A 13,201-nucleotide genomic window follows, 5' to 3' on the forward strand; every position below is an offset into this window, starting at 1 on the left:
TTAAGTTTATTTAATAAAGCTTAATTCCTTACTGATGCGATCTAGCACAGGTTTTTTCTTGGCTTGAAACTGTGTTTTATTTTGCTGAATTAAATTGTTGCCGTGTTTATAGTACCCCACCTGCGGATGTCTATGCCGTGTATTTATCCCGTTTGCAAGATTCGCCACGCGTGGCGTATTTTTTAAATCACCTCAAAGACTATCTGGCAAAACACGTGGATAATTTGGTACAACACCGAACGCTTAATTGAGCGCTGAAATGCTGATTGGTCTTTTAAAAATTAGTGCATGATAAGGGTTTAAGGCAATTTCTAAACGTAAAAAAACCAAGACTGTTCATTTGAGCAATCTTGGTTTTTGAAACTAAAGATTAAGCTTGAGCAGGCGCTTTTGCTAAAACTTCAGCCATTGCTTTGGCAACGATATAAACATTGTTCATGTTTAAGCCCGCAACACAAATACGACCACTACGTACCAAGTAAATCGCATAGTCTTCACGTAAGGTATCTACTTGTTCGCCTGTTAAGCCTGTGTAGCTAAACATGCCTTTTTGTTCAACTAAGTAGTTGAAGTCAAGGTCTGGAAGTGCTTTGGTTAATTCGTCTTTCAAAATACGACGCATTTTAATAATACGTTCACGCATTTCTTTAACTTCATTTTGCCACTGTTGATTTAACGCTTGGTCATTCAAGACTTGGTCAACCAACCATGCACCTGTTGTAGGAGGGCTAGAGTAGATACGACGTACAGTTGCTTTCAATTGACCGAAGGTACATTGAGCAGTTGCTGCATCATCACACACGAATGTCAGACCACCGACACGCTCACCGTAGAGTGAGAAAATTTTAGAGAATGAATTGCTGACAATAAAGTTTAAGCCCGCTTGGTCAAGTGCGCGAATTGCATAAGCATCTTGTTCCATGCCTTCACCAAAACCTTGGTATGCAATGTCCAAGAATGGAATAAGTTGACGCGCTTTTAATACAGCAATCACTTGATCCCATTGAGCAGGAGTTAAATCTGCACCTGTCGGGTTGTGGCAGCAAGGATGAAGCAATACGACGCTTTGTTCTGGTAATTGTTGTAAGCAAGACAACATACCGTCAAAGTCTACACCACGTGTTTCTGCATCAAAGTATGGGTAGAAATGAGTCTTTAAGCCTGCACCATTAAAGATGGCAACATGGTTGTCCCAAGTTGGTTGGCTTACCCAAACTTCAGAATTTGGGAAGTAATTTTTTAAAAAGTCTGCACCAACTTTCAGTGCACCAGAACCACCTAAAGTTTGAATTGTTACGGCACGACCACTTTGCACTGCTGGGCTATTTTCACCAAATAACAACGCTTGAATTGCATCACGGTAAGGTTTGAAACCTTCCATTGGCAAATACAATTTGGTTTTACTTTGCTGTGGTTCAAGACGCTTTTGCGCTTCCATGATTGTTTCAAGCTGAGGAACAATACTGTCTTCGTTATAGTAGAGACCAATACTTAAATTGACTTTACCTTCACGAGGGTCGGTATTGAACTGTTCCATAAGCGACAAAATTGGGTCGCCCGCATAAGGAGGGATATGTTGAAACATTAAAAAATCCTTGTTTGTTGCAGCTAGGGTCAAACTGTTCGCGCTTCGCATCGTCCAGTTAAAGTTGGTGATAACTTAAGCCGATTCGCATGAGTTTTGCAAGACCAGTTTCATCCAATATGATTCTGGTCTTACATGGGGGAGGCATTACCTTTATTCAATAGATTTATTTAAAAGAACGATCTGGGTTTAATATTAAGGTTGTCTCTGCAAGTTTGCTTTTACGTTGCTTCATCCAATAAGCCACACTTAAACAGCCGACCCAAGCAGGAATCATATATACCGCGATACGCATATCAGGGGTTAGGCTCATAATCACTAAAATACCCAACATAAATACAATGCACAGATAATTGGTGAATGGATAAGCCAAACTTGGGAACAACGAGGTTTTTTGCTGTTGTTGCATGCTTTGACGGAATTTTAAATGCGTGATTGAAATGACAACCCAGTTAATCACAATAGCAGCCACAACTAACATCATCAGCAAACCAAAGGCTTTTTCAGGGAAGATGTAATTCAGTAAAACGCAGAGTGCAGTCACCAATGCAGAAATGAGAACTGCATTGACAGGAATCCCACGAGAATTAATTTTTTTAAAGAATTCTGGTGCATTGCCTTGTTCCGCCAAGCCAAGCAACATGCGACTACTACAATAACTGGTGCCGTTATATACAGAAACTGCGGCAGTTAAAATGACAAAGTTTAATGCGGTGGCAACGCCTTGGCTGTCGAGCGAAGCAAATACCATCACAAATGGACTGCCGCCTTGTGCCATTTGGTTCCAAGGGAATAGGGCTAATAGCACCACCAAAGTTAAGATATAGAAAATCAAAATGCGGTAGATAATCTGATTGACTGCTTTTGGCAAGGTTTGCTGCGGGTCACGTGCTTCTGCGGCGGTAATACCGAACAGTTCAATACCACCAAAGGCAAAAATAATAGCTGCCATAGCCATGACTAAACCACTAACCCCATTTGGGAAGAAACCACCAAGGGCCCAAAGGTTACTGATCGCAGCTTGTGAGCCTGCGCTACCCGTTGCCAGCAAGTAAGAGCCAAAACCAATCATGGCGACAATGGCGAGAATTTTAATAATGGAAAACCAGAACTCCATTTCGCCAAAGAGTTTCACGTGGAGCAAGTTAATGACATTAATTAAAATAAAGAAGCCAAGGGCAGACATCCAGGTTGGAATTTCAGGCCACCAGTATTGAACATAGAGTCCAACCGCGCTGAGTTCTGCCATACACACCAGAACATTCAGAACCCAATAGTTCCAGCCCGACATAAAGCCTGCAAAACGGCCCCAATATTTGTTGGCAAAGTAGCTGAAAGAACCACTCACAGGCTCTTGGACTACCATTTCCCCGAGTTGACGCATCATTAAAAATGCAATGAGTCCAGCAATGGCATAGCCCAGAATAACAGAGGGACCTGCTAGTTTGATAGATTGAGAGATTCCAAGGAATAGACCCGTACCGATTGCACCACCTAGGGCAATCAGCTGGATATGACGGTTGGATAAACCGTGCTTGAGCTTACCGTGATCATTGTGTGACATATGATTATTCTCATCCTTGTCGTGTAATTATTTCCTAATAAATTACGTATATCATAAATTGATTAAAAAATAATATACAAGTGAAACACCTAATTATTTTTTATTTCTCTTAAAAATAAGAAACTTAGGTGCTTATTTCTATCTGATGATCCCTATAAAACAGCCTTGTTTTTATAGTTATGCACCAAATATGAGCATTTATTGTAGCGAGTTCATCGGGGTTTTCTAGCCAAAAGTGTTGTTTAAAACAGCAGTTGAATGCAGTGTTTAACTGAACAAGAGACAACAAGAAATAATTAAATTATGAATAAAGTAATTAAATTATATATTGCGTAATTTTATAAATTCAGTATGATGAAATGAAATTGATACAGTTGTCGTAGTGGATTGGATGTTTACTTTTATTTAATTTGTTGATTTTTATAAAAGTAATAAATTTTCATCAATACGATCAAGTGAAGAGTGTAGAGAAAATAACAAGGATGACATCATCATGAACTCACAATTGAGCTGTTTTATTCCTGTTTCAGCCCATTCAGATTTCACCATTCATAATTTGCCTTATGGTATTTTTAGTCGTTGCAAGGAAGGCGAACGACGTGTTGGTGTTGCGATTGGCGAATGGATTTTAGATTTAGCTGCTTTAGAGCAGGCAGGCATTCTGCGTTTGAGCGAGCATGAGTGCTATTTTAATCAGCCAAGTTTGAATAAATTTATCGAATCAGGTTCAAGCAACTGGCAAAAAGTACGTCGTGAATTACAAGCATTACTGGCACTGGATAATCCACGCTTGCAGCATGATGCAGAATTACAGCAACAGGTACTCTATAAACAGCAAGATGCCATCATGCATTTGCCTGTACAAATTTCAGGTTATACCGATTTTTATTCTTCTAAAGAACATGCCACCAATGTGGGCTGCATGTTCCGCGATCCTAAAAATGCGTTATTACCGAATTGGAGCGAATTGCCTGTTGGCTATAATGGACGTGCCAGTTCGGTGGTAGTGAGTGGAACAGAGATTGTTCGTCCGTCGGGGCAAATCAAATTACCAGAACAAGAGCGACCAGTTTTTTCAGCGACACGTAAGCTGGATTTTGAATTAGAAACGGCTTTTATTGTAGGTAAACCGAGTCGTTTAGGTCAGCCGATTCATATTGAAGATGCTGAAGCTCATATCTTTGGTATGGTGCTCCTCAATGACTGGTCGGCACGAGATATCCAACAATGGGAGTATGTCCCTTTAGGTCCATTCAATGCCAAGACCTTCGCGAGTGCTATTTCGCCGTGGGTTGTCACCATGCAAGCTTTACAGCCATTTAAAGTGCAAGGTCCTGTACAAGAGCCACGCCCATTGGCGTATTTGCAAGAAAGTGTCGAAAGTAGTTATGACATTCAGCTTTCGGTAGAAATCCAAACACCACAAAGTGACAGTGCGGATGTAATTTGCCAAACCAACTTTAAATATATGTACTGGTCAATGGCACAGCAGTTAACACATCACACCATTGCAGGCTGTAATGTCAATGTCGGCGATTTGATGGGCTCAGGCACGATTTCGGGTACAACCAAAGACTCTTATGGTAGCTTGCTTGAACTCACTTGGAATACAACGTCACCTTTGACTTTGACCAATGGTGAACAGCGTGGTTTCTTGCAAGATGGTGATACTGTCATCATGAAAGGTCATGCAGAAAAAGATGGCATACGCGTGGGCTTTGGTGAAGTGCGAAATACCATTTTGCCTGCCTTAAGTTTTGATTTTGCTGAAACAGTGCAGGTACAGCATGAAACTGTATAGCTATTTTCGCAGCTCAGCAGCCTTTCGTGTGCGGATTGCCTTAAATTTAAAAGGCTTGAGTTATGACACACAAGCGGTGCATTTGCTGAAGCAAGGTGGCGAACAACACTCGGCTGAGTACGCGGCAATCAATCCGAGTGAGTTGGTGCCGACTTTGCTGGATCAGCAGTATGTCTTGACGCAATCACTGAGCATTCTTGAGTATCTGGAAGAAGCCTATCCAAAGACGGCTTTATTGCCTCAGAATTTACAACAGCGCGCGCAGATTCGTGCTTTTGCTCAGTACATTGCTTGTGAAATTCATCCTCTGAATAACTTAAGAGTGTTGCAGTACTTAGAACAGACGCTTGCCGTGAGTAATAGTGAAAAGACTGCATGGTATCAACACTGGATTAAGCTTGGTTTTCATAGCCTAGAGCAACAATTACAGCATTCTAATGGTAAATACTGTTTTGGCGAACAGGCGAGTTTTGCAGATTGCTGCTTAATTCCACAAGTCTATAACGCCAAACGCTTCCAAATTGATTTAACGGAATATCCAAAAATCCAGTCGATTTATACGCACTGTATGCAGTTGGCTGCTTTTCAGCAGGCTGCACCAGAACAACAAGCCGATTGGGAATAAAAAACAGAAAAAGGAGTTTGATTATGAGTTTTGCAATTAAAAAAATTCACCACGTTGCTTACCGTTGTAAAGATGCTAAAGAAACGGTGCAGTGGTACAAGACCATGTTGAACATGGACTTTATTTTAGCCTTTGCTGAAGACCATGTGCCGTCCACCAAAGCGTTTGATCCCTATATGCATTTATTTTTAGATGCAGGTCAGGGCAATGTGTTGGCATTCTTTGAGTTGCCAACGCAACCTGAAATGGGGCGTGATGAAAACACCCCAGCTTGGGTGCAGCATATTGCCTTTGAAGTTGAAGACCTAAATGCATTATTGGCAGCCAAAGAACATTTAGAACAACAGGGTGTGAAAGTCCTTGGCATTACTAACCACGGTATTTTCCATTCGATTTATTTCTTTGATCCGAATGGGCACCGTTTAGAGCTGACTTATAATGATGCGCATGCTGATGAAAAAATCTCGCGCATCACCGAAGAAATGAAACTGGAAATGCTAGATGAATGGAGCAAGACGAAACGTGCACCGCATCATACCCACTTTTTACATGAAGAAGAATTAGGTGCTTAAACCAATCTTCTGACCCTTTAATTTTTACCCTTGACTGCATTTTTGACCGAATGCAGTTTTTTTTTGCTGTGAGTGATCGTCTGATGTGCTGCAAGATTTAATGTCATTCAAAAAGATGATTTCAGTTTTTTGTAAATCTCAGGCATGATGTCACGGACCAATGTGTCCTTGTGTAGTCACACAAAACTAAATAAATGATTGAAAAAATGACCTTTAAAGAGCGCGTCAATGGTTGAAGAAAAGTTATCGGGTGGAGTGCAATCGCTTGAAGTGGGTTTGGCCGTGTTAAATGCACTGGTCGAGCATAATCAACCGATTATTCTCAAAGATCTATCGCACAAGCTGAGTATGCATCCAGCCAAAGTTCACCGCTATTTGGTGAGTTTAATTCGTATGAATTACGCCAAACAACTAGACGATGGTCAATACGCACTGGGTGATCAGGCTTGGCGTTTAGGATTGAACTGTATTCAACATACCGATGCCTTACAACAAGTCCAATCGATGATTTATGCCTTGCAGGCCAAGATTGGTTGTAGCATTCAAATCAGCAAATGGTCACCACGAGGTCCTTTGGTGGTGCAGTCGATAGAGTCGAATCATCCGATTGCGATTGTAACCAAAGTTGGCTCAATTATGCCATTGGTCAACTCGGCATCGGGGCGGGTCTTTGCTTCATATTTGCCTGAAAGTGTTATTCGTCCTTTGATGCAGGAAGAATGGGACAAAGCGGCCTCTTTAGGCCTAGCACTCAAACCTGCAAATTGGGATGAATTTACCCAATTGAAGCAGCAGATTTGCACCGAACAGATGGCTTTGGCGAAAGGGGACTTATTGGTCGGCATTAATGCAGTGGGGTTACCTGTATTTAATGCACAAGGTCAGATTGAGTTTAGCGTTGTCGCAATTGATAGTGAAACATTCCTACCGTTGCATATAGGCAGTGAAAAAGTTCAGTTATTGCAGCAAGAAGTGGCTGCGATTAATCGGTTTATTCAAGCCCGTTAAGATGACTTATGCTACATGCTAAAAAGGCGACTGAATTCAGTCGCCTTTTTTGTGAGTGAAACATGCTTAAATGGGTTCGCATGTTTCGCCCGCCTGTATTGGGGGGTAAATACGTTGCTTAAACTTGGAGTACCCCACGACGGATTTGATCACGTTCAATCGATTCAAATAGCGCTTTAAAGTTTCCTTCACCAAAACCATCATCGGCTTTACGTTGAATAAACTCGAAGAATACAGGTCCAAGCATATTTTCTGAGAAAATTTGCAAGAGTAGTTTCTTCTCGCCATTTTGAGTTGAGCCATCCAATAAAATGCCACGTTGCTGTAGCTCATCTGTTGGCTCGCCATGATTTGGCAAACGCTCTGGTAGCATTTCATAATAAGTATTTGGTGGAGGGGTCATAAATTTCATGCCAAGGGCTTTCAGTTTGTCCCAAGTACCAATCAAATCATCAGTAATAAATGCAATGTGTTGAATGCCTTCGCCATTAAAGTCGGCAAGGAACTCAGCAATTTGCCCATTGCCTTTATCTGAATCTTCATTCAATGGAATACGGATTTTACCATCAGGTGCAGTCAGGGCTTTCGAGGTTAAACCAGTGTATTCACCTTTAATGTCGAAGTAGCGAATTTCTTGGAAATTAAAGATTTTTTCATAGAAGTTTGCCCAATATTCCATACGGCCTTTGTAGACATTATGGGTTAAATGGTCAATTTCATTGAGACCCGTTCCAATTGGGTTTCGTTCTACACCTTCAATAAACTCAAAGTCATTTTCATAAATGTCACGGTCAATCAGGAAAATGGGCATACCACCAATGCCTTTGATGGCTGGAATGTTGAGTTCCATTGGACCTGCTTGGCTGTAAATAGGTTCTGCACCTAATTCAATTGCTTTTTTAAAGGCTTTAGCTGCATCGCGTGTTTTAAATCCCATGGCACAAGCTGAAGGACCATGTTCTTTATAAAAAAAAGAGGCATAGGATTCAGGCTGATAATTCAAAATAATGTTGATATTTCCTTGACGCCATAAGTACGCATTTTTGGATTTATGCTTTGCGACTTTGCTAAAACCAATGGTTTCAAAAATTGGATCGAGATCATTTTCCTTTGATACGAATTCAATAAATGCAAATCCACATAATTCTAATGGGTTTTCTAAAATATCCATCTTATTTCCCTCTTGTCATGCAAGGACGAGTCCAATGTTCAGGCGGTTTGGGATGTGAGGAACGGCGTAGAAAAACCCGTGGGTTTCTCAATCTTTAGCTAGGTACATGCTGTGGCATGACCAAGTTCAAACGTTCAATGACACATCCGGTGTGACTTCTATGATGGTGCTGGAATACCGCATCTTCACTCACTGTAGGGCTATTTTAGTTTTACAGTGGTTTTCTCTGATGTTTGTGATATTCCCTTCACCGATCATCTATTTAACTGTGCTATTTGTGCATCAAAAAGGTGCACATTGGCTACTTTATGTTGAGAACAGCTTACTAAATCTAATTTAATTATGCAATACATAATTAAATTATGTTATTTGTAATTTTATTGATGTTTAATCTCACTCAAATTCTTGGGGCATTTAAGGTTTGAAAAACCTTTTTATTGCGCATAAAAATAAATGAATTTGAATAAAATTTTTATAAATCAAAAAACTAAAAAAACTTTTAGTGATAAGTTCCTTAAAAAAGTGCTGTTCGATTGCGCTTCTTTTCAAATCCTGAATATTAAAGCTGCAATGTCATTACTTGATTAAAGCATGTTTATCGAATGTGTATAATGCATAATTATAAAAAAATGCAACAAAATTGTGCATTATTGTAGGTAAATGCACCATGATGTGCACGTAAAATTAAATAATGCATGATTTGTGCTTGTTCTGCTTTGTCGAAAATATATAGATGTGATACTAGGTTTTAAAAAAAATTTGCCACATGAGGATGTAAATAGCTGGATTTAATGAAATAAAAATGCTTATAAAATTAAATGACGCATATTTATTTCGTATTGGTACATAATTTGCATTAAATTTGTAAATTGTATGTCTTGGATTTTTTATGGACAACCAACCTTTATCAAATTCTGCCGTTTTGGCAACTCTCCCAGCACCGATGTCGCATTCAAAAGTAGAAGATATTGTGGCGCTCTTTATTGGCACCTTTTTATTATCGTTTGCAATTAATATCATCCAACAGGGGGGTATTATGACAGGTGGAACCGCAGGTTTAGCACTACTGCTACATTATGTATTTAATGTGTCTTTCGGTACTTTATTCTTCAGCATTAATATTCCATTTTTCTATTTAGCCTATAAAAAGATGGGCTTGCAATTGGTACTGAAAACCGTTGCCGCGATTGGTCTAGTTTCATTTTTTTCTGAACTCAATCCAAGCTTTTTTAGTCTGAAAAATATCAATCCCATTTATGCATCCTTGATTGCCAATATTATTTTGGGTGTCAGCTTTTTAATTCTGTTCCGTCATAAATCGAGTATGGGAGGCATCAATTTATTGGCGATGTTCCTGAACGAGAAATACAATATTTCTGTGGGTAAGTTCCAGATGTTTGTAGATATTAGTATTTTGATTGCATCGGCATTTTTTGTTGATTTTAGCTTACTGATGATCTCGATTATGGGAGCCGTGGTATTGAATTTGATTATTGCAATGAACCATCGTAAAGATCGTTATGTTGCTTAATTAAAGTACTTAACAGGGGAGTAGAGCAAATCGAATTTGTTTTTCTCGCCCTGTTTCTATAAAGTAGTTTGCAGACAAAAACGCGCTTTTTCAGCAGTTTGATAACAAAATTCTAGGATAGATGATGAGCGATGAACTGGACGATTACGATCGTAAAATTATTCAGCAATTACAGCAAAATGGTCGTTTAACCAATCAAGAGCTGGCAGAGTTGATCGGTCTTTCGGCGTCACAATGCTCACGTCGTCGTGCCACGCTGGAACAAAAAAAGATTATCACAGGCTACTATGCGCAAATTGCGCTGAAAGCAGATCCATCACCCATTACAGGTATGATCGAAGTTAGTATTCGTAATCATTATGATGATGGTTTTGAAAAGTTTCTGGAATTTATTTTGGATGAGCCGCGTATCCGTGATGCCTATAAGCTCACAGGTACATCAGACTTTTTACTTAAAGTGGCAGTGAAGAATCTGGATGAAATGTCGCAATTGATCAGTAAAATTTCATCGCATCAATTTCAGATTAATGATATTACGACTTCTATTGTGCTGGAAAAACTCAAAGAAAACTCGATTGTATTGTCCAATCCTGCAACAAATACAGAAGCGCTTTAAATCTCTCGTTGGGTTTTGTCTGATGTCAGGCAAAACCATTCAGTATGAAATCAATAGAAGAAAAACGATTCTTACGCTACAATTGAGCCTATTTTTGTCTCACCTGACAGTGGTATGCGGCGCGTAATTTGCGTGGGCATCGCTGTGTACAAATTGCAGATTTCCCTAATGTTCAAAGATCAATTATTGAAAGAAGTTCAGGCACGCCGAACCTTCGCGATTATTTCCCACCCCGATGCGGGTAAAACCACCATGACAGAAAAACTGCTGTTATGGGGTAAGGCCATTCAGGTGGCGGGTATGGTAAAAAGCCGTAAATCGGACCGTGCTGCAACCTCGGACTGGATGGAAATGGAAAAAGAACGTGGTATTTCGATTACCACGTCGGTGATGCAGTTCCCTTATAAAGACAAGATGATCAACCTACTGGATACTCCAGGACACGAAGATTTCTCGGAAGATACGTACCGTACCTTAACAGCGGTTGACTCTGCACTCATGGTGATTGACGGTGCAAAAGGGGTCGAGGACCGTACCATCAAATTGATGGAAGTCTGTCGTATGCGTGACACGCCAATCATTTCATTTGTCAACAAAATGGACCGTGAAATCCGTGAGCCTTTAGAGCTGTTGGATGAAATTGAAAACGTTTTAAAAATTAAATGTGTTCCGCTCACTTGGCCACTGGGTACAGGGCGTGACTTCGCTGGGGTATTTAACCTGATCGAAGAAAAATTCTATGTTTATAAAGCAGGTTTCGGTTCAACCATTACCCAAATTGAAGTACGTGATGGTTATGACCATGCTGACCTGCGTGAAAAAGTCGGTGAGTTGGCTTGGGCCGCATTTGAAGAGTCTTTAGAGCTGGTACAAATGGCCAATGAGCCTTTAGACCGTGAAGAGTTCTTGGCGGGTCGTCAAACGCCTGTGTTGTTTGGAACTGCACTGGGTAACTTTGGTGTTGACCATGTGTTAGATGCATTTAGTAACTATGCTCCTGAACCGAAAGCACACCCAACGCAGAACCGTAAAGTAGAAGCGACTGAAGAAGGTTTCACTGGTTTTGTCTTTAAAATTCAAGCCAATATGGACCCGAAACACCGTGACCGTATTGCCTTTATGCGTATTTGTTCAGGCAAATATGAAAAAGGTTTAAAAATGAAGCACGTGCGTATTGATAAAGATGTACGCATTAGCGATGCTTTGACCTTCCTTGCGGGTGAGCGTGAGCATTTGGAAGAAGCATGGCCGGGCGACATTATTGGTTTACATAACCACGGTACTATTCAAATTGGTGATACTTTTACTTCGGGTGAAAAACTGCAATTTACAGGTATTCCGCACTTTGCACCTGAAATGTTCCGCCGTGTACGCTTGAAAGATCCGTTAAAGTCGAAGCAGTTGCAAAAAGGCTTAAAAGAGTTGTCTGAAGAAGGCGCAACGCAAGTGTTTATGCCACAAAACAGTAATGACTTGATTGTGGGTGCTGTGGGTGTGCTTCAGTTTGAAGTGGTTGCATACCGTTTGAAAGAAGAATACAAAGTTGATTGTGTTTATGAGCCTGTAAGTATTAATACGGTTCGTTGGGTGTCTTGTGATGATGATAAGAAATTCAATGAATTTAAGAAAAAAGCACACGATCAACTTTCTGTCGATGGCGGTGGACACTTAACTTATCTTGCGCCAAGCCGTGTAAACTTGCAGCTGATGCAAGAGCGCTATCCAGACATCGTGTTCCGCAATACGCGCGAACACTAAAGCAAATAAAACAGCCTCTTTCTGGAGGCTGTTTTTACATGGTATTTCTTTTTATTGGGTAAAGTTGCTGTAAAGGCAGTTTAGTGTGTGGTCGAAATGAAGAACAACAAAATCATTCAAATGACTTTTTTGCTGTGTACAGCACTTTTTTTGTCCGCGTGTGATTCATCGAAGCAGCCACAAGATGAACAACAAAAATCAGCAGCCTCGATTTTTCAGCAAGATAAAGCTGAAGTATTGCCTTATCTACATATCAAACAGCAGCCTGCCAAAATTGCTTTGCCTTTTTGTGAAACGAAAAATTGTATTGATATTGATATTCAAACGCTGGAAACCCAAGATCAGTGGTTGAACAGTTGGATTGCGAAGACCCAAGCTACAGTTATTCAAGATCAAATTGGCTTAAAACAAAACATGAGTTTGCAACAAGCCATTAATGCTTATGTGAAAAAGTCCGATGAGTGGCAAGCAAAATACTCGAAGAATCCTGCCTACCAATTGGCACTGTACACTCGTATTGCTTACCAACGAAATCAATATGTGTTATTGCAAGTGGGTGTGAACAGCAAACAAGAAGAAATCAAAATCGATGAGCGCTATTACTTTGCTGTTGCAGATCGAAAATTGCAGAAAGGTGTGTCCTTACTTGACATTGTTGAGCCAAAGCAGCAAGTTTATATGAATGAGATTGTGCAAAAAGCCTATCAGGATTGGTTAAAGCAACAAACGCCAGAAGCACGACAAAAGGCACCGAAAAAATTGTATTGGGGGCAGGCCGACTGGTTTTTTGACAGTGAGGGTATTGGCTTGCATTACCGTAGTTTGCAAATTGTGGAAGAAGGTAAGCAACTGGATATTTACTTAAGCAAAGCACAAACGCAACAGGTTTTAAAAGCAGATATTTATAAAAATATGTTTTAGTTAACGTGATTGAAGCCCTGATGGGCGTGAGATGACGAGTGAAAACATG

Annotated in this window: 12 protein-coding genes and 1 pseudogene; 9 read left to right on the plus strand and 4 right to left on the minus strand. The window is 40.2% G+C overall.

Annotated elements, in window-relative coordinates:
• Positions 1 to 6: 6 nt before the first annotated feature.
• Positions 7 to 102: pseudogene (locus F4W09_RS10580) on the minus strand (L(+)-tartrate dehydratase subunit beta); the annotation flags it as partial.
• Here F4W09_RS10580 and F4W09_RS17130 point away from each other — a divergent pair.
• On the plus strand, positions 72 to 251 hold the full coding sequence (locus F4W09_RS17130; protein WP_171492423.1) for a hypothetical protein: 180 nt from the start codon (positions 72 to 74) through the stop codon (positions 249 to 251). The pseudogene F4W09_RS10580 and the gene F4W09_RS17130 overlap by 31 nt on opposite strands.
• A 119-nt stretch (positions 252 to 370) precedes the next feature.
• On the opposite strand, the gene F4W09_RS10585 is transcribed toward F4W09_RS17130, so the two are convergent.
• Both F4W09_RS10585 and F4W09_RS10590 read right to left on the minus strand, forming a co-directional pair.
• Positions 371 to 1,585, minus strand: coding sequence for an amino acid aminotransferase (locus F4W09_RS10585; RefSeq protein WP_151504770.1), 1,215 nt, complete (start codon positions 1,583 to 1,585; stop codon positions 371 to 373).
• 166 nt (positions 1,586 to 1,751) lie between these two features.
• Positions 1,752 to 3,149, minus strand: a complete 1,398-nt coding sequence (locus F4W09_RS10590; protein WP_151504771.1) for an amino acid permease — start codon at positions 3,147 to 3,149, stop codon at positions 1,752 to 1,754.
• A 493-nt stretch (positions 3,150 to 3,642) separates the two neighbouring features.
• On the opposite strand from F4W09_RS10590, the gene fahA reads away from it, so the two are divergent.
• The 4 genes from fahA (at position 3,643) to F4W09_RS10610 (ending at position 7,155) form a co-directional block, all read left to right on the plus strand.
• Complete coding sequence (fahA, locus tag F4W09_RS10595) at positions 3,643 to 4,950, plus strand: fumarylacetoacetase (RefSeq protein ID WP_151504772.1); 1,308 nt, start codon at positions 3,643 to 3,645, stop codon at positions 4,948 to 4,950.
• On the plus strand, positions 4,937 to 5,575 hold the full coding sequence (maiA, locus tag F4W09_RS10600) for a maleylacetoacetate isomerase (RefSeq protein WP_044739013.1): 639 nt from the start codon (positions 4,937 to 4,939) through the stop codon (positions 5,573 to 5,575). Before fahA ends, maiA begins: the two co-directional genes overlap by 14 nt.
• A gap of 23 nt (positions 5,576 to 5,598) precedes the next feature.
• Positions 5,599 to 6,147, plus strand: a complete 549-nt coding sequence (locus F4W09_RS10605; RefSeq protein ID WP_151504773.1) for a VOC family protein — start codon at positions 5,599 to 5,601, stop codon at positions 6,145 to 6,147.
• Between the two features lie 228 nt (positions 6,148 to 6,375).
• Positions 6,376 to 7,155 (plus strand): IclR family transcriptional regulator, encoded by a 780-nt coding sequence (locus tag F4W09_RS10610; protein ID WP_151504774.1) that lies wholly within the window; start codon positions 6,376 to 6,378, stop codon positions 7,153 to 7,155.
• Between the two features lie 118 nt (positions 7,156 to 7,273).
• Here the strand turns inward: F4W09_RS10610 and hppD are convergent, their stop codons facing one another.
• The gene (gene hppD, locus F4W09_RS10615; RefSeq protein ID WP_016166176.1) at positions 7,274 to 8,326 is read right to left on the minus strand and encodes a 4-hydroxyphenylpyruvate dioxygenase; all 1,053 of its coding nucleotides are present in this window, start codon (positions 8,324 to 8,326) and stop codon (positions 7,274 to 7,276) included.
• Positions 8,327 to 9,215: 889 nt separating this feature from the next.
• Here hppD and F4W09_RS10620 point away from each other — a divergent pair.
• The 4 genes from F4W09_RS10620 to F4W09_RS10635 all read left to right on the plus strand — a co-directional run bounded on the left by F4W09_RS10620 (position 9,216) and on the right by F4W09_RS10635 (position 13,152).
• Positions 9,216 to 9,857, plus strand: coding sequence for a YitT family protein (locus tag F4W09_RS10620; RefSeq protein ID WP_244948563.1), 642 nt, complete (start codon positions 9,216 to 9,218; stop codon positions 9,855 to 9,857).
• A gap of 124 nt (positions 9,858 to 9,981) precedes the next feature.
• Entirely contained in the window at positions 9,982 to 10,473 is a 492-nt protein-coding gene (locus F4W09_RS10625) for an Lrp/AsnC family transcriptional regulator (protein ID WP_016166174.1), read from the plus strand.
• A gap of 168 nt (positions 10,474 to 10,641) precedes the next feature.
• On the plus strand, positions 10,642 to 12,231 hold the full coding sequence (locus F4W09_RS10630) for a peptide chain release factor 3 (RefSeq protein WP_151504775.1): 1,590 nt from the start codon (positions 10,642 to 10,644) through the stop codon (positions 12,229 to 12,231).
• Between the two features lie 96 nt (positions 12,232 to 12,327).
• The gene (locus tag F4W09_RS10635; RefSeq protein WP_151504776.1) at positions 12,328 to 13,152 is read left to right on the plus strand and encodes a hypothetical protein; all 825 of its coding nucleotides are present in this window, start codon (positions 12,328 to 12,330) and stop codon (positions 13,150 to 13,152) included.
• Positions 13,153 to 13,201: the final 49 nt, after the last annotated feature.

This window comes from Acinetobacter tandoii (assembly GCF_008867985.1).
Classification (GTDB): Bacteria; Pseudomonadota; Gammaproteobacteria; order Pseudomonadales; family Moraxellaceae; genus Acinetobacter; species Acinetobacter tandoii.